We start from the raw sequence: 19,269 nt of genomic DNA, 5'->3' as shown, positions 1-19,269 counted from the left end.
CTGGCTGCGCGCCGGGACTGGGGCCGGCTTTTCTCCGAGAATGGCGAGTGAGCCCGCGAGGGCCGAACTTCAGAAAAATACAAGGAGCAACATGACTGCAGCGCAGCGCCCATTCAAGGTCTTGGGCATTCAACAGGTCGCCATCGGCGGCACCGACAAGAACCGCATGAAGAAACTCTGGGTCGACATGCTCGGCCTGGAGCAGACCGGCACCTTTCAGAGCGAGCGCGAGAACGTCGACGAAGACATCCTGTCCATGGGCCGCGGCGCGATGAAAGTCGAAGTCGACATCATGCAGCCGCTCGATCTGGACAAGAAGCCCGCGGTCCACACCACGCCGCTCAACCATATCGGCCTGTGGATTGACGACCTGCCGCTCGCAGTCGAATGGCTCACCGCGCAGGGCGTGCGCTTCGCGCCCGGCGGCATTCGAGCGGGCGCTGCGGGCTACGACATCTGTTTTCTGCACCCCAAGAGCAATGACGAATTTCCCATTGCGGGCGAAGGCGTGCTGATCGAACTGGTGCAGGCGCCCGCAGACGTGATCGCGGCGCTGGGCTGAGTTCTCAAGCCAGCAGCCAGGCCGCCAAGGCCGACAGCGCCACCACGCGCAGCGGCGACTGCCGACCCCAGGCCAGCAGACCGAACGCCGCCAGCGCCATGGCGAAATCCAGGCGGGAATGAATGGCACTGGTCCATAGCGGGTCGTAAAGCGCGGCCAGCAGCAGTCCGACCACGGCGGCATTCGCTCCTGCCATGGCGCGCTGCACCCTGGGCCGGCGGCGCAGCGATTCCCAGAAAGGCAGTGCGCCCGCGACCAACAGCAGTCCGGGAAGGAATACGGCGATGAGCAACAGCAGCCCACCCGCCCAGCCGCCCAGAGGCGCTGGCATCAAGGCGCCCAGATAGGCGGCAAAAGTGAACAGCGGACCGGGCACGGCCTGGGCCAGGCCGTAGCCGGCAATGAAGGCGTCGTTGCTGATCCAGCCCGGCGGCACCACCGCCGCCTGCAGCAGCGCCAGCACCACATGGCCGCCGCCAAACACCAGCGCGCCCGCCTGGTAGAACGCGGCAAACTGCGCCGACAGCGAAGGCGTGGCCATCACCGCCATCGACCACAGCAAAAGCAGGGCGAACACCAGCAACAGCATCGCGCCGGCCTTCCGGCCCAGGCCAGCGGCGCGCGGTGTGGGTATCGGTTGCGCTGGCAGCCGTAGCCACAGCAGGCCGGCGATGCTGGCCGCGGCAATGGCCGCAACCTGTCCCAGCGCCCAAGGAATTGCCAGCGCAAGCAGCGCTGCGGCTATCGCCAACCCGGCCCGGGGACGATCCGGGCATAGCGAGCGCGCCATGCCCCAGACCGCATGCGCGACCACGGCGACCGCGGCCAGCTTCAATCCATGCACCGCGCCCGATGTCGCCAGCCAGGCCCATTGCTGTATGCCGAACGCAAACAGGATAAGCACCAGTGCCGAAGGCAAGGTGAAACCCAGCCAGGCGGCCAGCGCACCGGGCCAGCCCGCGCGCCCCAGACCCAGCGCAAAGCCGACCTGGCTGCTGGCCGGACCCGGCAGGAACTGGCACAGCGCGACCAGATCGGCATAGCCGGCGTCATCGATCCAGCGCCGACGCTCGACGAATTCCGCGCGAAAGTAGGCCAGATGGGCCGTAGGCCCGCCGAAAGCCGTGAGCCCCAGCTTCAGAAAAGCGAAAAAGACTTGGGCGACATTGGCTGCGCGACCAGGGCGCGCGGGTGCTTGGGGCTGGGGCGGCAGGGAAGACATCAGGCTGAGACCATGAAAACCGGTGAATGCCCGCGAAAACCGGGGCGCTGGGGTGTGAGGCGACAGCATAGCGCGCGCCAATGACACGGGTTGCCGGCAAACGCCGGGATGGTCCAGGCCGTTTTGGGCGCAGTTGGCGTATGTTGCGCGCAGCATGGCGACGACAATTCACAGGGCTGGCAATTCATCCTCAAATACACTTATTTGCCTTTAAAAATAGCCGAATTTGCGCGCATTTGCAGGCATCGTTTTTAGTCGATTTATTTTGGGGCGTGAGGCGCAGTGCAGTGGATTTCGCCTCCCACAATCGCTGCCATGGACTGCCAGCCTTCGCCAGCAGCCTGATCCAGGAGTTGTTTCCATGCCTGTTTTGAACCCGTCTGCCCCCACAGCAGCGCACACGCTGAATTTCCACCCACCGGTTTGCTCCCCGGCCGTCCGCCGGGCCGAAATGGACGAATGGAGCGAAGAAGCCGTGCAGCAGTTGCTGGACCTGCCTTTTCTCGACCTGCTGCACCGCGCGCAATCCGTTCACCGCGAACACTGGCCCGAAGGCGACATGGAACTGGCAACCCTGCTGTCGGTCAAGACCGGGGGCTGCCCCGAGAACTGCGGCTATTGCCCCCAGGCCGCGGAGTTCGACACCGGCGTCAGCGCGCAAAAGCTCATGGGCGTCGATGAAGTGCGCGCCGCGGCCCAGGCCGCCAAGGATGCGGGGGCGACGCGCTTTTGCATGGGCGCGGCCTGGCGCGCGCCCAAGGACCGCGATATCGAGAAAATGGCGCTGCTGATTGAAACCGTCAAGGGGCTGGGAATGCAGACCTGCGCGACGCTGGGCATGCTGCAAAGCCACCAGGCCACGGCATTGAAGGAAGCCGGCCTCGACTACTACAACCACAACCTCGACACCGCGCCGGAGTACTACACCGACGTGGTCAGCACGCGCAGCTACCAGGACCGGCTCGATACCTTGAGCGCGGTGCGCGCGGCCGGCATCAGCGTGTGCTGCGGTGGCATCGTGGGCATGGGCGAGGCGCCCGTGCACCGGGCTGGCCTGATTGCGCAGCTGGCCAATCTGAATCCCTATCCCGAGTCGGTGCCTATCAACAGCCTGGTGGCCGTTCCCGGAACGCCGCTGGCCGACAGCCCGCCCGTGGACCCGCTGGATTTCGTGCGCGTGATCGCGGCCTGCCGCATCACCATGCCCAAAGCCCGGGTGCGCATGTCTGCCGGGCGCCAGCAAATGGGGCAGGCCGTGCAGGCGCTGTGCTTCCTGGCCGGCGCGAACTCCATCTTTTATGGCGACAAGCTGCTGGTGACCGGCAACCCCGAAGTCGATGCCGACAACCAGCTGCTGCAAAAACTGGGCATGCGGGTTCGCCGCAGCCCAGTCTGAATCGCAACAGCGGGACAGGCGCGCGCAGCGCCTGGCTTTATGCCAGCGTCAGCGTGACGTCGATATTGCCGCGCGTGGCATTGGAGTAGGGGCAGACCTGGTGGGCGGTGTCGACCAGTTCCTGGGCCTGGGCCTTGTCCATGCCGGGCAGCGAGATGTTCAGGCGCACGGCAATGCCAAAGGCCTGGCCCACGGGGCCGAGGTCGACTTCGGCGTCGATCGCCAGATCCTGGGGCAGCGTCACTTTCTGGCGCGCGGCCACGGCCTTGAGCGCGCCGATGAAGCAGGCCGAGTAGCCGGCGGCAAACAGCTGCTCGGGGTTGGTGCCCTTGCCCGCGCCGCCGGGCGAGGACAGGCTGATGTCCAGGCGGCCGTCGTCACTGCTGGAAGCGCCATCGCGGCCACCGGTGGTGTGGGTGCGGGCGGTGTAGAGAACTTTGTCGAGCGATGCCATGGGGTGAACTCCTGAAAAGTGAAGACGCTTCAATCGGAAGCGGGAGGGATCAGCGCAACCAGATGGTCGCGCCATTGCTGGAGTTGCAGGCGCAGGGCCTGCAGCTCGGAAAGGGTGCACGGACTTTGTTGCAGCATGCAGTCAGGAATGCCGGCAAGCTTTTCGCGCAGCGCGCGGCCGGCCTCGGTCAGGACCACGCGCACCCGGCGTTCATCCGCACTGTCGCGCTGGCGTTGCAGCCAGCCCGCGCTTTCCATGCGCTTGAGCAGCGGAGTGAGTGTGCCGGAATCCAGAAACAGGCGATCGCCCAGTTCAGAGACCATGCAGTCGTCCTTTTCCCAGAGCGAGAGCATCACCAGATATTGCGGATAGGTCAGCCCCCAGGGCTTGAGCAGCGGCTTGTAGAGCTTGGTCGTCGCCAACGAAGCGGAGTACAGCGCAAAGCACAGCTGGTTGTCGAGCTGGAGAGCATCGCTGCTGGAAGACACAAGTGCGTTGGGCATGGGTGCATTGTTATGCACAATTGAATTGCACACAATTTAATTTCCAAAGAACCTGCAGACAGAAGGGTCGGCAGCTGCCGCCCTCAGGGCGCAACAGGCGGGCGCACCGCGCCTGGCTGCGCCTTGTGCGCGAGCCAGGCGCGGCGCACGAACGGGTCGGTCACGCAGTACACGCCGTGGCTCTTGCGCATGATGATGTTGGCATTGCGCAGCTCGTCTGCGACACGCTGGACCTGGTCGGTCGTGACATCGTGGCCGACCACGGCGCTGTAGGCGCTCACGGATTCGGCGGAAAACAATCCGCGCACGCCTTCCTCGTCTGCAACCACCCGCTCGAAGACGGCCATGGCCAGCATTCCCAGGTCTTCGATCTTGCGCAGCTCCACATCCGCCGACGCGCTCTTGAGCGTCAGCGCGATCACGGGGAAGAAGGTATCGACCTGCGCCGCCACGTATTGCTGGACCATGCGCAAGGCGCGCAGCAGTTCTTCGGGCCGGTGGCCCAGCGTCTCGAAGGCCGCTACCGCGACCGCGAGACTCGGCACTTTCGCGCCTTCCGCGTGAACGGCATCGAGCAGGTATTCGACATAGTCATCGCCCAGCGTGGGGTAGCTCAGCGAGGTCGCGCCGGCAAACGCCTGCTTGCCTTGCAGCGTCAGGCTGGCCACCTGGGCGCGGTGCGAGCCCGTGCCTATGAAAAGAAAGTACCCGGGCGTGTCGGGCCGGGGATTGATCGCATCGCGCGCGGCCTTGAGCGCAAGCATCAGCTGCGCCCCCTGTTCGGTCGCCAGCACCTGCTGCACTTCATCGACGATCAGCACCACATGGGTTTTGGCCTTGTCGACGACTTCCATCAGCGCCTGGGCCAGGGGTGGGCCGGACTTGGTGCCCAGGTCGGCGAGCTCGAAGCCGAACTTGACGCCCAGCGCCTCCACATCGAGCCCCTTGATGCGCGCCAGCCGCGCAAGCACACTGGACGCCGGCGTCTGCAACTCCTGCAGCGCATTGCGAATCGCTGCGTGTACCAGCACGCCGGGCTCGGCATGGGTGTCGGACCACAGGTCCACATAGATCACGACCGCATCGTGGGCTTCGAGCGCGGGCATCAGATCCTGCTGCAGGAACGTGGTCTTTCCCGTGCGCCGCGAGCCAGACAGGAACAGGCCCGAGCGCAGCCCCTGGTCGAGAATGCCAGGACGCAGCAGTTGCCTGGCCATCTGCTCTGCCAGGGCTTGACGACGGAAGTAACTCATTATTGTCAATTATCCAATTTGAATAATTATGATTATTGAATAATTCATGCGAATTGACCAGCGCCTCCTCTGAGCGGCGCCGGACCTACTCCTTGCCGTCCATCATGCGCGCCGCCTGGTTGCCCAGCGCGGATTCGGCGCGGAAGTAGCCCATGACCGTGGCCACGCTCTGATGCCCCGTCATGGCCATGGTGTCGGAAAGCGGCACGTTCTGGCGCCCGGCCTCGGTGACAAAGCCCGAGCGCAGCGAGTGCGCGGAGAAATCGCCTTCCACGCCCGCGAGCGCACAGCGTTCGCGCACGATATTGCGCACCGCGGGCGGGCTCAGCGGTTCACCCAGATGTCCGCCCTTGCGTATGCGCCGGAAGATCGCACCCTCCACGATGCCGCTGGCCTGCAGCCAGGCCTCAAGCGCCACCGCGGCCGCGCCCAGCACCGGCTTGTGGTTCTCGGGTGCATCGACCCCGGTCTGGTTGGTCTTGGAGTGGGTCAGCGTATAGAGATAGTCGCCCGAAGCCAGGCGCCGCAGGTGCTGCATATCGGCGCCCGCGACCTCGGAGCGCCGGCGGCCGCCGCTGGCCCAGGCGAACAGCAGCAGCGCGCGATCGCGCCGCCCGCGCAGGCTGTCGTCGCAGGTATCAAGCAATTGGGTCAGCAGGTCGCGCGTCAGCGCCTCCTTCTTTTGCGGCAATGCACCACGCTTGGCATAGGCCTTGCGCGTGCGCGACAGCAGCTCGCGCACGCGCGGGTCATGGCAAGGGTTGGCGAGGTCGCGCACCTGATGCGCTTTCGACAGCACCGAGACGCGGTGCACCAGCGTGTTGTGCGCGGGCGCGCCGGCTCGCGTCTTGTAGCCGGCCTCGATCAGCGCCTGGTCCATGGCCGCGGGCAATTCGCAGACCAGGCCTTGCGGCGTGCTGCGCTGCGCATGGTCGACGACGAACTGCAGCACGCAGTCCACCGACAGCGGCAGCGCGATCTGGCGGCCGTAGCGCAGCGCATGCCAGGCCGCCCAGTAGCGCAGCGCACTCTGGTAACTGATGCGCGTATTGAGCGACTCACCTTCATGCAGCAGGTCGCGCATGGCCTGTTGCGCCTGTTCATCCAGGCCCTGCGCGGGCAAGGGCGCGGGCAGGGTCTCGTCGGCCGCCCCCACATGCAGGGCATTGAACGTTTCGGCGCCGGAATTCCCCGAGGAGGGCAGGGCAAGGTCAAAAACAGCAGGATGCATGGAAAGACTCAAGTGTTTGTATTATTTTATATGTAATACATAACGTATAATACATATATAATTCATAGATCGCGATAACAATCCATTATCGATACTAATCCTAGCAGGATGCCAAGATGAACCCACCAAAAGTCACGCGCGGCGTGCAGGAAGCCGATGTCTGGGCCGCAGCCGACGCCTTGCTGGCCCAGGGGCTGCGCCCCACGATCGAGCGCGTACGCCAGCAGATTGGCCGCGGCTCGCCCAATACCGTGAGCCCCATGCTCGAATCCTGGTTCGCGACGCTGGGCCAGCGCCTGGGCGTGGCCCAATCTGACAACCCCCAAGGCAGCGTTCCCGAGAACGTTCTGCGCCTGGCGCAGGAGCTGTGGAGCAGCGCCACGCAGGAGGCCGTGGCCGCGGCGCAAAAGACGCTGGAAGAACGCGAAGCCGCGCTGCAGGCCAGCCGCCTGTCGCATGAGGCCGATCTGGAGCACATGGCGCAGCGTGAAAAAGCCCTGCACCAGCAAAAGCAGGCCATGGACGAAGCCATGAAGCTGGCCCAGGGCCAGGCCCAGGAGCTGTCGCGCCGGCTCGATGAAATGCAGCAGCTGGCCCAGGACCGCGAAGCCCAGCTGGGCAGCCTGCGCGCGGAAATCGCCGCCCAGGCCAAGGCACGCGAGATCGAGCGCAAGGAGCACAGCGAGGAACTGCAGGCCGCGGCCCAGGAGCGCCAGCGCCTGGCCGAGCAATTCGCGGGCAACGAGCGCCGCATGCTGACCGACCTCGACCGCGCGCGCCAGGAAGTCACCAGCGCCAAGAAGGCGCAGGCCGAGCAGGAGCGCAAATCGGAAGCGCGGCTGGGCGAATGGCAGACCCGCCAGCAACACCTCGAGGAGGAACTGCTGCAGGCACGCACCCAGTTGCTGGGCGCGCAGCAGGCGGCCCAGGCCGCGCAGGAGCGCGTGACCGATCTCAAGGCCTTGTTGCTGGCCACGCAGTCGGCGAGTGCGCCGGCACCCGCCGCGGCCAAGCCGCCGCTGCGCTCGGGCAGCCCGTCGTTGCAGCGGCGCGCATTGTCGCGGCGCGCGCGCAATCTGCCGCGCAAATAAGCCAGGCGCGAACAGCAGGCGGGGATTTTCCCGCTTGTCGGCGCTGTCTATCCTTGCGCAGGCCAGGGCAGGGGACTAGGCTTTACGCCCATCCTTGCAGGAGCGACACCATGCGGCTGTGTTTGCTTGCGCTGCTTCATCTGTTTGCCGGCCTGGCCCAGGCCACGCCCGGCGGACTCGATGCCAGCGGCTGCCATCACCCCAGGAACAAGGAGTTTCACTGCCATGTGCCGCGCGCCAAGGCCCAGGGCAAGACCCAGGGCCGCGCAGAAACCACGGCCCAGCGCGAAAAGCGCCTGCTGCGCGAATGCCGGGGCCTACCCAACGCGGGCGCCTGCCTGGGTTATGCGAATCAGGACCAAGGTCAGCAGCGTTAGCGAGAAGCGTGTATGACCAGAGATCCCCACCAGGGAGCTGCCCCCAACGGGCGTATAGCGTTGAACTTTTGTGGTTTTGCGGAGAATACGCCGTCTATTCTCCGCAAAAATGCGGAGAATAAAGCCTCTAATCACCGCAACCTTATGGCCACCGAAAACCGTACCTACATCTGGCAATTGTCCGAATGGCCGCAGTGGCGCTATGACATCGGTGCGCTCGCCACACCGCTGACCGAAGTCGCAATGGCGCAGGGAAAGCTGTTTGGTGCGCTGTCGCAGCTGGGCCTGGCCGTGCGCGAACGCATGGAAGTCGACGCCTTGACGTCCGACGTTCTCAAGACCAGCGCGATAGAAGGCGAGCATTTTCCACCGCAATCCGTGCGCTCATCCGTTGCGCGCCGCCTCGGAGTGGACGCAGGCGCGGTGGTGGCGGCAGACCGCAATGCCGAAGGCGTGGTGGACATGGTGCTCGATGCCACGGCCCGCTGCACCGAGCCTTTGAGTGAGCAAAGACTTTTTGCCTGGCATGCGGCCTTGTTTCCCACGGGCTATAGCGGCTTGCAGCGCATACAGCCCGGCGAATGGCGCAAGGATGAGCAAGGCCCCATGCAAGTCGTGTCAGGGCGAATCGGCCGTGAAAAGGTGCACTTCGAGGCGCCCGCAGCGGACCAGCTCACGCGAGAAATGGCGCAATTTGTCGACTGGGCCAACACCGACTGCAGCCACCATCCGATGATCAAGGCAGGGCTGGCCCACCTCTGGTTCGTGACGCTGCACCCCTTTGACGACGGCAACGGGCGCGTCGCGCGCGCAGTGGGAGATCTGTTCCTGGCCCGCGCCGACGCCAGTCCGCAGCGCTATTACAGCCTTGCCGGCCAGATACAGCGCGAACGCGAAGCCTACTACCAGATCCTGGAACAGACACAGCAGGGCGGCATGGACGTCACGGCCTGGCTGCAGTGGTTTCTGCGCAGCGTGCATCTGGCCGTCGAGCACGCCTTGGCCGGCGTCGGTATCAGCCAGCAGCGCAACGCCTACTGGAGCAGGTTTGCCCATGTGGCGCTCAATGCGCGTCAGCAAAAGGCGCTCAACCGGCTGTTCGAAGACTTCGAAGGCAAGCTGACCGCCAGGAAATGGGCGGCCATCACCAAGACTTCGGCCGATACCGCCTTGCGCGACATCACCGCGCTGGTGGATGCAGGGATGCTGGTCAGGGCTTCTGCGGGGGGGCGCAGTTCAGCCTACGAAATCCCCGCGGAGTTCCGCTGATCGGGCGCGGGGAAAAGCGCATCAATCGCCCGCTGGATGCCGCCATAGCCCGTGCAGCGGCACAGATGGCCGCACATCAGCGCGCTGGCCGTGGGCGCGTCCATTCCGGGCTGCTGGTGCAGATAGGTCAGCCCCATGCACATTCCAGCGCTGCAATAGCCGCATTGCACGCCGCCGCTTTGCGCCAGCGCTGCTACGACGGGCGCAGCCTGAGGCGTGCACGACAGGGATTCAATCGTGGTGACCTGCCGGCCTTCGAGTTGCCAGGCCATCAGCAGGCAGCTGTTGGCGGGCTGGCCGTCGAGCCAGACCATGCAGGCGCCGCAGCGGCCGACTTCACAGCCGGGCTTGGCGCCGACCAGCAGGAAGTGTTCGCGCAGCAGGCTCAAGAGGCGCTGGTCGGGCGCGCAGTGCACTTCGACCGCCTGGCCGTTGAGCACGAACGACCAGGCCGGCGGCGCGGCGTCGGCATTTTCGGCAACAGCCAAAGGGATGCAGGCGTTCATGCGAAGACTCCTTCAAGCAGGCGAAAGACGGTTGCCGGACGCACCGGCAGGCTTTCAATGGGCGACTGCAAGGCGCAGGCAATGGCGTTGGCGCAGGCCGGCGTCGCAATGTTGACGCTGATTTCGCCCGTGCCGCGCGGCCCGGTCGTGTCGCCTTCGGGCAGGCCCTCGATGGCCCAGACGTCCATGGAGGGCGCGTCGGCCAGCGTGGGGATCAGATAGCTGTCGAGGTTGCGCTGCTGGTAATGGCCGTCCACGCAGTCCAGCGATTCCTGCGTGCACAGCGCCTGGCCCATGAGCGCGCCGCCTTCGAGCTGGCCCAGATAGCCCATGGGCGACACCACCGGGCCCACGGCGCCGACCAGGGCCATTTCCGTGATGCGTATGCTGCCGGTCCAGCTGTCGACCACCGCATGCGCGACGCCTGCGCAGGCGCCAAACACATAGTGGGTGTCGGGCGCGTCGCTGGGCGTGACTTCGGGCGGCTGGTCTATGGTGATCATCGGCCGCTGCGCGCCCATATGCAGAGCCAGTTGCGCGTAGCTGGCGATCAGCCCCGCGCAGCCATGCACGCCGCCGGCGCCGAGTCGCAGATTTTCGCGCGCCACATCGAACGCCTGCGCGGTCGCGGCAAGCAGCTGCGAGCGCCATTGCGGCGCAGCGCGCTGCAGCGCATGCCAGACCAGCGTGGTCGCGCGCGAGGCCGCGACCGGCCCGGAGTCGGGCGTGCAGCGCGTGTCACCCAGCACCGGGCGCACGTCATCGGGGCCACAGTGCAGGAAATGCACGCAGGTATTGCACACCGCGGACAGCAGGTTCTGGCCCAGTTCGGTGAAGCCGCTGCGCAGCTCTATGGCGCCGTCCTCGGCCAGCGCCAGCTCCATGCGGCAGCCGAAAGGAAAGCCCTTGCCGAAGCCGTCGCTGCGGTGCACCAGCGCCAGACCTATGCCGTGGCGGTAGCGTCCGCCTGGCCCATCGCTCCAATGGCGCTGGGGATGCGAAGTCCACAGCGGATGCCGCACCAGCGCCGCGAGCGCGCGCTGCGGGCCGTCGAACGGCACGACGATCTGGCCCAGCGGCCCGGGCGCATCGACGGGCTTGAGGTTGCGCAGGCGGAAATCCGCGGGGTCCAGATGCGCAGCATGGGCCAGCCTGTCCATCTGCTGCTCGAGCGCGAACTGCACCTGCACCGCGCCAAAGCCGCGAAACGCGCCGGCCACGCCGTTGTTGGTATAGGCCAGGCGCCCGGCAATGTCGATGGACTGCCAGGCGTAGGGACCGGGCGCGTGTTCCAGCGCCGCGTCCAGCACTTCGGGACCATGGGTGGCGTAGGCGCCGGTATCGGCCAGGATCTGCACGCGGTGGCAAGTCAGCCGCCCGCGCGCGTCGCAGCCGCTTTCCATCTGGATGCGCATGGGGTGGCGCTTGACGCCGAAATCCGTCGATTGCGCGCGCCCCAGATGCAGGCGCACGCTGCGCTGGGTCTTCCAGGCAAGCAGCGCGGCAATCGGCTGGACCGTGAGTTCGTCCTTGCCGCCGTAGGAGCCGCCGACCGGCGTGCCCACGCTGTGCACGCGCTCGGGCGGCAGGTCGAGCAGCGCGGCAACGACCTGGCGTTCACGCTCGGGGTTGTGGTTGGCGAAATACAGGCACAGGCCGCCCTGGCCGTCGGGCTCGGCCACGCCGCCTTCGGTTTCGAGAAACGCATGCATCTGGCGCGGCGTCTCGTAAGTGGCGCTGACACGGTGCACCGTGGCAGCATCGGCGGCGCCGTCATCGCCCAGGCGGTGACGGTGCTGGTGCAGCAGATTGCCGCCCGCATGCACGGCAGTTGCTTCGGGCCGCAACGCGGCTTCGGGGCAGGTCACGGCGGGCAGTAGTTCGTACTCCACCGCAATCAGATCCAGCGCCGCATGGGCGATTTCCAAGCTGTCGGCCGCCACCGCGGCCACGGCATCGCCCACATAGCGCACACGGTCGCGGCACAGCGCGGGGCGGTCCACGCGGCGCAGGCCGTAGTCGGCCTGGCCCGGAATATCGGCATGGGTCACGACCGCGTGCACGCCCGGCAGCGCGCGCGCGGCGGCGGTATCGATGGACACGATGCGCGCATGCGGATGCGGGCTGCCGAGAATCGCGCCGCGCAGCTGGCCGGGCGCAATGCGGTCGCTCAGATAACCGGGGTTGCCGCCGAGCTTGGCCAGCGCGTCAGGCCTGGGAAGGTCGGCGTGCGCCAGCGGGCGCATCACGCCCGCAGGCAGCGGTGCATTCGGCTGTGTCATGGCACTTCCTCGATGGCAGGGCCCAGCAGGCCGCAATGGCCTGCAACCAGGCGGGCTGCCAGATGGGCGAGATCTTCGGGATGCTCGCTGGGCAGGCCGTCGGCGGCGCAGGCCTGGCGCAGACCGGCCAGCGCCGCAGCGCCGCGCGTTACCGGATGGGAATGCAGCCAGGCAAGCGTTCGGCCCAGCAGACGCGCCGGCACATCGGGCGCGGCGCAGGCCGCGTGGCTCAGCTGCCCCGCATTCCAGCGCAGCGCCAGGCGCAGTCGCGCCGGCGCAAAGGCCGCGCGCGCTGCGGCTTTCTCGAAAGCGGTGTGCGGCGGCAGGCCACCGGGTGACAACGGAATGTGCAAGGCAACGATCAACGGCAATTCGGCTTGGGCCAGCAGGCCGGACAGCGGCAGGCGCTGGCCGGGCGCATGCGCGCATTCGGCCTGGGCGTCGAGCACCAGCAGCGCGGGCGTGCTGTCGCCCCAGCGCCATGCGACGTTGCCGCCCAGCGTGCCCAGATGCCGCACGCCCAGGGCGCCCAGCTGAGAAAGCGCTTCAACCAGCAGCGGCGCATGCGCGCGCACCAGCGCATGGGTGCGCACGGTTTCCAGCGGCATGGCCGCGCCTATGCGCAGCGCGCTTGCGTCTTCGATCAGTTCAATGCCATGCAAGGCGCTCAGGTGATGCAGGGGAACCAGGCAGCAGCCGGCCGGGGCGCGGTGGCGATCGCCCCATTCCTGCTGCAAGGCCGTGCCGCCGGCGACAAAGCGCGCGCCCGGATGCGCGGCGCGCAGCGCGATGGCATGGGCCGGGCTGTCAGGCCTGAGCAATTGCATGGTCGGCCTTCAGCGCCCGGCCCAGAAGGCGCGCTGCTGCGCGGCAATCTCGGCTTCGAGCGCGGGAACAGGGCCTATCAACTCCACGGGCTTCTGGCAGTGATCGAACACATAGCGCGAAGCGACGCTCATCGTCGGGTTCTCGGCGTGGTTGCCGGTCTGCTGCAGCAGTGCGTGCTCGGTCATGCCGAACACCACGCGGCCGATGTTGGCCCAGTACGAGGTGCCGGCGCACATGCAGCAGGGCTCGACCGAGGTGTACAGCGTGCAGTTCCACAGATAGTCGGCCGGATAGTTGCTGGCCGCAACCCGCGCCAGCGTCGACTCGGCATGGTTGACGGTGTCGATGTTGCACTGCTCCAGCAGCACGGTTTCGTTGTCGGGCGCGACCAGAATGGCGCCAAACGGATGGCGGCCTATGCTCACGGCGCGCTCGGCGACTTCCATGGTGCGGCGCAGATGGCGCTCAATCTGTTCGGGCGAGGGCGGGCTGGCGGAGGGCAGGGTGGTCATGGCAAGTGAGAAAGTGAGATGAATCAGGCCTTGGGGCTGCTCCAGCCAAAGAAGCGCTGGTGCACCCATTGCACCAGGCTGTAGAGCGTGAGGCTGCTGAGCACCAGCAGCGCCAGTGCGGCAAAGGCCACGGGCACCTTGAAAGACGAGGTGGTGAACAGGATCAGATAGCCCAGGCCTTTTTCGGCGGCGACAAACTCGGCCACCACGGCGCCGACCACGGCCAGCGTGACCGACACCTTCATTGCCGAGAACACATGCGGAATCGCAAACGGCATGCGCACCTGCCAGTACTGGCGCGCGGTATTGGCGCGCAGCGAGCGCGACAGCTCGATGAACTCGGCCGGCACCGACGACAGGCCCAGGCAGGTGGAGACCACCAGGGGGAAGAACGCCAGCAGCGTGGTGATGGCCACGCGCGGCAGCACGCCCGCGCCCAGCGTGACGACAATGATGGGCGCGACGGCGACGATGGGCGTCGACTGGATGACGACCAGCCAGGGCATGACGATGCGCGACAGCAGCGCCGAGCGCGTGATCGCCACGGCCAGCGGAATCGACAGCGCGATGGCCAGCGCATAGCCCAGCAGCGCGACTTCAATCGTCGCCCACAGGTGCTCGGCCCAGCGTGCCAGGCCCAGGCTGCCCGCGGCCAGCGCAATCGCACTGGGCGCGGGCAGGATGAACTCGGGCACGGCCAGCGCACGGCAGGCCAGCTCCCAGAGGCCCAGCAGGACGATAAAAGCCAGCAACGAGGCATGGCGGAAGGCAAAGGCTTTCATGGGCGGAATCCGGAAATGGTGGCGTGGGGCAGGGACAGTCGCTCAATGCGCATGGCGGGTGAACACCTGTTCGCGGATCTCGTTGGCCATGCGCGTGAACACCGGGTCGGTCAGCGTCTGCAGCGTGCGCGGCCGGGCCAGCGGCACATCGATGATCTGCGACACGCGGCCCGGGCGCGCGCTCATCACCACGATGCGGTCCGACAGCAGCAGCGCTTCCTGAATGGAGTGGGTCACGAAGACCACGGTCTTGGGGCGTTCGCTGCAGATGCGCAGCAGCTCGAAACTCATTTCGTCACGCGTGAGCGCGTCCAGCGCCGAGAACGGTTCGTCCATCAGCAGGATGTCGGGGTCGTGCAGCAGCGAACGCGCGATCGCCACGCGCTGCTGCATGCCGCCCGACAGCTCATGCGGGCGCTTGTGGCCGAAGTCCTGCAGGCCGATCATCTGCAGCAGCGCCTGGGCGCGCGCCTGGTCCCTGGCATCCACGCGGCCGTACTTGTGGCGCATGGGAAAGGTGATGTTGTCGACCACGCTGAGCCAGGGCAGCAGCGTGGGCTTCTGGAAGACCATGCCGATCTCGTCGCGCGGCTCGGTCACGGGCAGATCGAAGATCCGCACTTCACCGGCGCTGGGCCGCAGCAGGCCCGCGATCAGGCGCAGCACCGTCGATTTTCCGCAGCCCGAGGGGCCTATCAGCGAGATGAATTCATTGCGCTGCAGGTGCAGATCGACGTTGTGCAGGGCAGTGACAGGGCTGCCATCGCTGGATACAAAGGTTTGGGTGACGGCATTCAGGTCGATGACGCAAGGCATAGAAGATCCAGCAGGCAGGCAAGAAAGAGGCGCAGGGCCCGGGATGCGGACCCTCCGTGGGGCAGGGGCCGGCTTAGCGCGCCAGGAAACGGCGATCGACCAGGGCTTCCGGATCGACCTTCTTGATGTCATAGCCCATGGAGGCCGAGACCCAGCCCCAGGTGTCGGCCAGCAGCTTGGGCTGGAACGCGCCCAGGCCGTCGCGCGCCGAGGCTTCGGTCTTGAGCAGCGGTATCGACGCGCGGAATTCGGCTTCGATCACGTCGACATTGGCTTCGGGCACCATCGCCACCAGCGATTCGGCGGCCTTGCGCGGCTGGGCGATGGAAAACTCCAGCGACTTGGTCAGCGCGCGCAGATAGCGCTTGAGCACGTCGGGGCGGCTGGCAATGGTCTTGTCGTTCGCGATCGCCGACCAGCCGTAGCCCGTCAGGCCGAACTGGCTCCAGGGCAGCACCGACAGCTCCTGCTTGGCCTGGCCCAGCACGTTCTGGAATGCGGGCGCAACGGTCACCCAGTTGATGGTCGCATCGACGCGGCCCTGGGCCAGCATGGGAGCGAGCGTCGCGGGATCGGTCTTGATGATCTTGACCTTGGAGATATCGACGTTGTTGCGCTGCAGCACCACGGGCCACAGCGCGTTCGACGACGAGAACGTGGGCATGCCCACGGTCTTGCCTTCCATGTCCTTGAGGCTCTTGATATTGCTGCTGGCCTTGGTGAACAGTGCATCGGGCTGGGCCGAGTACAGCGACATCACGGCCTTGACCGGAATCTTGCCTTCGGCCGCGGCCATCATCACGGCGGAGATGCCGCCAAAGCCCACGTCGGCCGAGCCCGACGCGACCTTGGTCACCGCATCGGCCGAACCGCGCCCGGGAACGATCTTGACTTCCAGCCCTTCGGCCTTGAAGAAGCCCTGCTGTACACCGGCGTAGACAAACGACTTGTCGCCACCGGGCAGCCAGTCGAGCTGTACGGTCAGCGCATCGGCCGCATGGGAAGTGGAGGCCATCAAGGCCAGAGCCAGGGCGGAAAGAACAGGGCGAACAGTGATGGACATGGCAAGCGCTCCAGAGAGTGAGAAAAAAGGCGCAACGCGGTTGAAAGGCCGCTGGCGGCGTTACGTTGGATCAAGCAAATTCCAGGCCAGATTTGCATACCGATTTCGTATACAAATTTCAAGGTGCGAAAAAGCCGGCGGCAACCGCTATGCCAGCAGGGCTTCGAGCGCAGGCAGCAAGGCCTGCGTCAACGCGCCGGGACAGGCGAGCTGCGGCACATGGCCGCAGTCGAGGGCAACACTTGCCTGCGGCGGCAGCAGCCGCTGCATGCGCTGCTGCAGGGCCCAGGGCACGGAGCGGTCGTTGCGACAGCCCACGTAAACGCGCGGCACGCGCCCGAAACGCTGGGCAGAAAGTTCGTTGGCCATCGCCCGGCCGCTTTCGGCCTGGGGCGTGAGCAAGGCAGCAGCGGCGCGCGCAGCGTCTGGCGGGCAGTCATGCAGAAACGTCTCCAGCGCGCCGTCTCGGTCCACTTCGCTGTGCGCGCCGTCTGCGCTCCAGCGCAGATGCGGCGCTATGCCCCTATAGACCCAGTCGGGGTCATCGGCCCTGGCCTGGGCAATCAGGTCGGAATACGCCATGCCGCCGGGCAGCATCATTCCCGCAAGGTAGACCAGCGCCGCGACCTGATCGGGCAGGGCCTGGGCCAGCTGCGAAGCGACGATGCCGCCGCCGCTGTGGCCCAGCACCACGGCGGGGCGGTGCAGCGCAGCCAGAACCTCGCACACATGGTCGGTATAGCCCGCCAGCGTCGCGGGCCGTTGGGCACTTGCAGGCGTATGGCCGTTGCCCGGCAGGTCCACGCAGTGCACGCGCCAGCCCGCGGTTTCAAGCAGGGGGCGCCAGGCTTCGAACGCCCAGCTGCCTTGCCAGGCGCCATGGATCAGCACGATATCGCGCACGCCGGCGCTGGAAGTCGAGTGGCTCATGGTTTCAGGCCGCGGCGGTGGCATAGGTCCGGCGGTAGCAGGCGCGTTGATGGTCTTCGACCGTGGTCGCGGGATAGCGCGGTGCCTCGCCTTCGCCCAGGCAGGTGGGAATGCAGCGCACTTCGTGCAGCGGATTGCCCGTGAAGAAAAAGGGCACCGAGTAACGGCGCTGGCCCGAGCGGTTGATCACGCGGTGCAGGGTGGACACATAGCGGTCATTGGTCCAGCGTGCAAACAGATCGCCGATGTTCACCACGAAACTGCCGGCCACGGGCGGCGCGTCTATCCAGCCCTGGTGCTGACGATCCCAGACCTGCAGGCCGCCCAGATCGTCCTGCAGCAGCAGCGTGAGCCCGCCGAAATCGGTGTGGGCGCCGCAGCCCTTTTCACCGGGTGCCGGATTTCCGGGCTGGGTCGGATAGTGCAGCAGGCGCAGCGTGGCTGCGGCGTCGCTCAGATAGGCTTCGAAGAAATCCGCGGGCAGCTGCAGCGACAGCGCCATGCCGCGCACCAGATCGGCGCCCAGTGCATAGACCGCCTGGTAATAGGCCTGGGTGGTGGAAGCGAAGTCTTGCAGCTCGCCGGGCCACTGGTTGGGACCGGTGTTGAAACGCCCGGCCAGCACGCGCGCATCATCGGCCGGCACTTCGGCGCCTATATAGAAGCTTTCCTTGAGATCGGGCGGCGCGCCGGCTTCGAGCGTCTGGGCGCGCAGCGGCTCGTAGCCGCGGTTGCAGGGCGAGTGGCGCTTGTCGAGCGCGTTCTTGCGCGCTTCGGGCAGGTCGAAGAAGGCGCGGCTCGCGGCAAACACCGCGTCGATCAGATCCGGGTCTATGCCGTGGCCAGTGATGTAGAAAAAGCCGTGCGTTTCGCAGGCCAGGCCCAATTGCGCGGCAACGGCCTGGCGCTGGGCGGCGCTGCCGTGGCGCAAGGCATGGACATCGATCACGGGCAGCTGCAGTTGGGAGGTGGTCATGGCGGGAACATTCAAAAAACGGTTTGCAAGCGCGACAGCCGCCAGTCTAGAAAGGAGTCGGGGGCAGCGGGTAGCAGCGTTTTTGGCGCAGGGTGCTGCCGTTTTTGGCACGCCGGCTCAATCCGCGAGTTCGGCCATCAGCAGATGCACCAAGGCAGTGACCGCGGGCGGCAGGCTGCGCCCGGCACGCACGTAGACGCCCAGTTCGCACCACAGTGGTGCCGGCGAATGCAGCGGCACATGCACCAACTGGCCCGACGCCATTTCCTGCTCCAGCCCCCAGCGGCTTTGAAAGGCAATGCCCAGGCCTTGTTGTGCGAGGCGCTTGCCCAGATCGAGCGAGGCGGTTTCCAGCAGAACGGCAGGGCGCTCGGGCAGGCCCGAGAGCAGGGGGGCCAGCAGCGCATGCAACGACAGGCTGGGCAAGGGCAGTATCAAGGGCGACGCCTGCGCGCATTCGGCCAGACTCAGCCTGGGCCGGCCGGCGAGCGGATGCTCGGGGCTGAGCACCGCACCTACGGGATCCCGGCGCAGGCAGCAGGCCTGCAGGTCGTCATCGGCCGCAATCGAGAACCCCAGCCCGATGTCGGCATCGCCGGTGCGCACAGCCTGGGCCGTGGCCGCCGATCCGCCGGTGTGCAATTGCACCGACAGTCCTGGATGACGGCGGTACAGCCGGGCCAGCATGCGCGGCAGCAGATCGCTGCACAGGCCTTCGACGGCCATCACATGCAGGGGCCCGCGCTGCAGCCCCTGCAGTTGACCAAGTTCCTGGGAAAGGCGGCGCTCGTCCTGAAAGACGTTCTGCACATGGCGCGCAAAGGCTTCGCCCGCGGCCGTGAGTTCCAGCCCATGCGGCAGGCGCTCGAACAGCGGCATGCCCAGCGTGTCCTCGAGTTGCAGCAACTGGCGGTTGATCGCCGACGAGGCAATGTGCAGATGGCGTGAAGCCTCACGGATAGACCCGCAGCGGCGGATCATGTCGAAGGATTTGAGAACCCGGGCATGGATGTGCATTCCCCATGGCCAGCAGCTTGCGTGCCAGACTTTCTACAATGGCCGCGATGCACAGCAGCAACGACAACAGTGATCCCGTGGTGGTGGTTCTCGCCGCGGGCCAGGGACAGCGCTTTCGCGCTTCGGGCGCGCAGACCGGCAAGCTGCAGGCCCAGCTGCATGGGCGCAGCGTGCTTGAACACACGCTGGCGGCCGTCGC

20 protein-coding genes are annotated in these 19,269 nt (G+C 66.4%); 5 read left to right on the top strand and 15 right to left on the bottom strand.

All coding sequences use genetic code 11. The features are described 5' to 3' along the window. Positions 1 to 91 precede the first annotated feature (91 nt). The gene (locus RR928_RS14325; RefSeq protein WP_332534598.1) at positions 92 to 562 is read left to right on the top strand and encodes a VOC family protein; all 471 of its coding nucleotides are present in this window, start codon (positions 92 to 94) and stop codon (positions 560 to 562) included. Between the two features lie 4 nt (positions 563 to 566). Here the strand turns inward: RR928_RS14325 and chrA are convergent, their stop codons facing one another. After that, entirely contained in the window at positions 567 to 1,784 is a 1,218-nt protein-coding gene (gene chrA / locus RR928_RS14320; protein ID WP_332548820.1) for a chromate efflux transporter, read from the bottom strand. Between the two features lie 361 nt (positions 1,785 to 2,145). Between chrA and bioB the strand changes: the two genes are divergently transcribed. Continuing rightward, positions 2,146 to 3,180 (top strand): biotin synthase BioB, encoded by a 1,035-nt coding sequence (gene bioB, locus RR928_RS14315; protein WP_332548822.1) that lies wholly within the window; start codon positions 2,146 to 2,148, stop codon positions 3,178 to 3,180. A 37-nt stretch (positions 3,181 to 3,217) separates the two neighbouring features. Here the strand turns inward: bioB and RR928_RS14310 are convergent, their stop codons facing one another. The 4 genes from RR928_RS14310 to RR928_RS14295 form a co-directional block, all read right to left on the bottom strand. Next, positions 3,218 to 3,634, bottom strand: coding sequence for an organic hydroperoxide resistance protein (locus tag RR928_RS14310; RefSeq protein WP_332534603.1), 417 nt, complete (start codon positions 3,632 to 3,634; stop codon positions 3,218 to 3,220). A gap of 29 nt (positions 3,635 to 3,663) precedes the next feature. Further along, entirely contained in the window at positions 3,664 to 4,137 is a 474-nt protein-coding gene (locus tag RR928_RS14305; RefSeq protein ID WP_332683043.1) for a MarR family winged helix-turn-helix transcriptional regulator, read from the bottom strand. An 83-nt stretch (positions 4,138 to 4,220) separates the two neighbouring features. Further along, the gene (locus RR928_RS14300; RefSeq protein ID WP_332683041.1) at positions 4,221 to 5,390 is read right to left on the bottom strand and encodes an AAA family ATPase; all 1,170 of its coding nucleotides are present in this window, start codon (positions 5,388 to 5,390) and stop codon (positions 4,221 to 4,223) included. 85 nt (positions 5,391 to 5,475) lie between these two features. Further along, on the bottom strand, positions 5,476 to 6,621 hold the full coding sequence (locus tag RR928_RS14295; protein ID WP_332683039.1) for a site-specific integrase: 1,146 nt from the start codon (positions 6,619 to 6,621) through the stop codon (positions 5,476 to 5,478). A 116-nt stretch (positions 6,622 to 6,737) separates the two neighbouring features. Between RR928_RS14295 and RR928_RS14290 the strand changes: the two genes are divergently transcribed. The 3 genes from RR928_RS14290 to RR928_RS14280 all read left to right on the top strand — a co-directional run bounded on the left by RR928_RS14290 (position 6,738) and on the right by RR928_RS14280 (position 9,358). Further along, a complete protein-coding gene (locus tag RR928_RS14290; RefSeq protein ID WP_332683037.1) occupies positions 6,738 to 7,712 on the top strand; it encodes a DNA-binding protein in 975 nt (324 codons plus the stop codon). Between the two features lie 110 nt (positions 7,713 to 7,822). Then, positions 7,823 to 8,089, top strand: coding sequence for a hypothetical protein (locus RR928_RS14285; RefSeq protein ID WP_332534610.1), 267 nt, complete (start codon positions 7,823 to 7,825; stop codon positions 8,087 to 8,089). Positions 8,090 to 8,233: 144 nt separating this feature from the next. Continuing rightward, positions 8,234 to 9,358, top strand: coding sequence for a Fic family protein (locus tag RR928_RS14280; protein ID WP_332548830.1), 1,125 nt, complete (start codon positions 8,234 to 8,236; stop codon positions 9,356 to 9,358). On the opposite strand, the gene RR928_RS14275 is transcribed toward RR928_RS14280, so the two are convergent. The 10 genes from RR928_RS14275 to RR928_RS14230 all read right to left on the bottom strand — a co-directional run bounded on the left by RR928_RS14275 (position 9,331) and on the right by RR928_RS14230 (position 19,070). Next, on the bottom strand, positions 9,331 to 9,864 hold the full coding sequence (locus RR928_RS14275; RefSeq protein ID WP_332534613.1) for a (2Fe-2S)-binding protein: 534 nt from the start codon (positions 9,862 to 9,864) through the stop codon (positions 9,331 to 9,333). The two genes, RR928_RS14280 and RR928_RS14275, sit on opposite strands and share 28 nt — an antisense overlap. Then, a complete protein-coding gene (locus RR928_RS14270; RefSeq protein ID WP_332683034.1) occupies positions 9,861 to 12,146 on the bottom strand; it encodes a xanthine dehydrogenase family protein molybdopterin-binding subunit in 2,286 nt (761 codons plus the stop codon). Before RR928_RS14270 ends, RR928_RS14275 begins: the two co-directional genes overlap by 4 nt. Next, positions 12,143 to 12,973: an FAD binding domain-containing protein gene (locus tag RR928_RS14265; protein ID WP_332534616.1), complete on the bottom strand. Its 831-nt coding sequence runs from the start codon at positions 12,971 to 12,973 to the stop codon at positions 12,143 to 12,145. The genes RR928_RS14270 and RR928_RS14265 overlap by 4 nt, the downstream gene beginning before the upstream one ends. A gap of 9 nt (positions 12,974 to 12,982) precedes the next feature. Further along, positions 12,983 to 13,486, bottom strand: a complete 504-nt coding sequence (locus tag RR928_RS14260; RefSeq protein WP_332534617.1) for a nucleoside deaminase — start codon at positions 13,484 to 13,486, stop codon at positions 12,983 to 12,985. Between the two features lie 23 nt (positions 13,487 to 13,509). After that, the gene (locus RR928_RS14255; RefSeq protein WP_332534618.1) at positions 13,510 to 14,268 is read right to left on the bottom strand and encodes an ABC transporter permease; all 759 of its coding nucleotides are present in this window, start codon (positions 14,266 to 14,268) and stop codon (positions 13,510 to 13,512) included. A 42-nt stretch (positions 14,269 to 14,310) separates the two neighbouring features. After that, positions 14,311 to 15,084 (bottom strand): ABC transporter ATP-binding protein, encoded by a 774-nt coding sequence (locus RR928_RS14250; protein WP_332534619.1) that lies wholly within the window; start codon positions 15,082 to 15,084, stop codon positions 14,311 to 14,313. Positions 15,085 to 15,157: 73 nt separating this feature from the next. Further along, complete coding sequence (locus RR928_RS14245; RefSeq protein WP_332534620.1) at positions 15,158 to 16,147, bottom strand: ABC transporter substrate-binding protein; 990 nt, start codon at positions 16,145 to 16,147, stop codon at positions 15,158 to 15,160. A 147-nt stretch (positions 16,148 to 16,294) separates the two neighbouring features. Then, the gene (locus tag RR928_RS14240) at positions 16,295 to 17,077 is read right to left on the bottom strand and encodes an alpha/beta fold hydrolase (protein WP_332534621.1); all 783 of its coding nucleotides are present in this window, start codon (positions 17,075 to 17,077) and stop codon (positions 16,295 to 16,297) included. A 4-nt stretch (positions 17,078 to 17,081) separates the two neighbouring features. Continuing rightward, positions 17,082 to 18,053, bottom strand: coding sequence for an isopenicillin N synthase family dioxygenase (locus RR928_RS14235; protein WP_332683030.1), 972 nt, complete (start codon positions 18,051 to 18,053; stop codon positions 17,082 to 17,084). 117 nt (positions 18,054 to 18,170) lie between these two features. Continuing rightward, the gene (locus tag RR928_RS14230) at positions 18,171 to 19,070 is read right to left on the bottom strand and encodes a LysR family transcriptional regulator (RefSeq protein ID WP_332534624.1); all 900 of its coding nucleotides are present in this window, start codon (positions 19,068 to 19,070) and stop codon (positions 18,171 to 18,173) included. Positions 19,071 to 19,269: the final 199 nt, after the last annotated feature.

The sequence above is a fragment of the Comamonas sp. genome, assembly GCF_036666375.1.
GTDB lineage: Bacteria > Pseudomonadota > Gammaproteobacteria > Burkholderiales > Burkholderiaceae_C > Comamonas.
This window is presented reverse-complemented; position numbering and strand designations above follow the sequence as displayed.

What these genes read in the sequence shown, in the direction of transcription:
- RR928_RS14325 (WP_332534598.1), top strand. Translation starts at nt 92, where the DNA reads ATGACTGCAGCGCAGCGCCCATTCAAGGTCTTGGGCATTCAACAGGTC.
- chrA (WP_332548820.1), bottom strand. Translation starts at nt 1,784, where the DNA reads ATGTCTTCCCTGCCGCCCCAGCCCCAAGCACCCGCGCGCCCTGGTCGC.
- bioB (WP_332548822.1), top strand. Translation starts at nt 2,146, where the DNA reads ATGCCTGTTTTGAACCCGTCTGCCCCCACAGCAGCGCACACGCTGAAT.
- RR928_RS14310 (WP_332534603.1), bottom strand. Translation starts at nt 3,634, where the DNA reads ATGGCATCGCTCGACAAAGTTCTCTACACCGCCCGCACCCACACCACC.
- RR928_RS14305 (WP_332683043.1), bottom strand. Translation starts at nt 4,137, where the DNA reads ATGCCCAACGCACTTGTGTCTTCCAGCAGCGATGCTCTCCAGCTCGAC.
- RR928_RS14300 (WP_332683041.1), bottom strand. Translation starts at nt 5,390, where the DNA reads ATGAGTTACTTCCGTCGTCAAGCCCTGGCAGAGCAGATGGCCAGGCAA.
- RR928_RS14295 (WP_332683039.1), bottom strand. Translation starts at nt 6,621, where the DNA reads ATGCATCCTGCTGTTTTTGACCTTGCCCTGCCCTCCTCGGGGAATTCC.
- RR928_RS14290 (WP_332683037.1), top strand. Translation starts at nt 6,738, where the DNA reads ATGAACCCACCAAAAGTCACGCGCGGCGTGCAGGAAGCCGATGTCTGG.
- RR928_RS14285 (WP_332534610.1), top strand. Translation starts at nt 7,823, where the DNA reads ATGCGGCTGTGTTTGCTTGCGCTGCTTCATCTGTTTGCCGGCCTGGCC.
- RR928_RS14280 (WP_332548830.1), top strand. Translation starts at nt 8,234, where the DNA reads ATGGCCACCGAAAACCGTACCTACATCTGGCAATTGTCCGAATGGCCG.
- RR928_RS14275 (WP_332534613.1), bottom strand. Translation starts at nt 9,864, where the DNA reads ATGAACGCCTGCATCCCTTTGGCTGTTGCCGAAAATGCCGACGCCGCG.
- RR928_RS14270 (WP_332683034.1), bottom strand. Translation starts at nt 12,146, where the DNA reads ATGACACAGCCGAATGCACCGCTGCCTGCGGGCGTGATGCGCCCGCTG.
- RR928_RS14265 (WP_332534616.1), bottom strand. Translation starts at nt 12,973, where the DNA reads ATGCAATTGCTCAGGCCTGACAGCCCGGCCCATGCCATCGCGCTGCGC.
- RR928_RS14260 (WP_332534617.1), bottom strand. Translation starts at nt 13,486, where the DNA reads ATGACCACCCTGCCCTCCGCCAGCCCGCCCTCGCCCGAACAGATTGAG.
- RR928_RS14255 (WP_332534618.1), bottom strand. Translation starts at nt 14,268, where the DNA reads ATGAAAGCCTTTGCCTTCCGCCATGCCTCGTTGCTGGCTTTTATCGTC.
- RR928_RS14250 (WP_332534619.1), bottom strand. Translation starts at nt 15,084, where the DNA reads ATGCCTTGCGTCATCGACCTGAATGCCGTCACCCAAACCTTTGTATCC.
- RR928_RS14245 (WP_332534620.1), bottom strand. Translation starts at nt 16,147, where the DNA reads ATGTCCATCACTGTTCGCCCTGTTCTTTCCGCCCTGGCTCTGGCCTTG.
- RR928_RS14240 (WP_332534621.1), bottom strand. Translation starts at nt 17,077, where the DNA reads ATGAGCCACTCGACTTCCAGCGCCGGCGTGCGCGATATCGTGCTGATC.
- RR928_RS14235 (WP_332683030.1), bottom strand. Translation starts at nt 18,053, where the DNA reads ATGACCACCTCCCAACTGCAGCTGCCCGTGATCGATGTCCATGCCTTG.
- RR928_RS14230 (WP_332534624.1), bottom strand. Translation starts at nt 19,070, where the DNA reads ATGCACATCCATGCCCGGGTTCTCAAATCCTTCGACATGATCCGCCGC.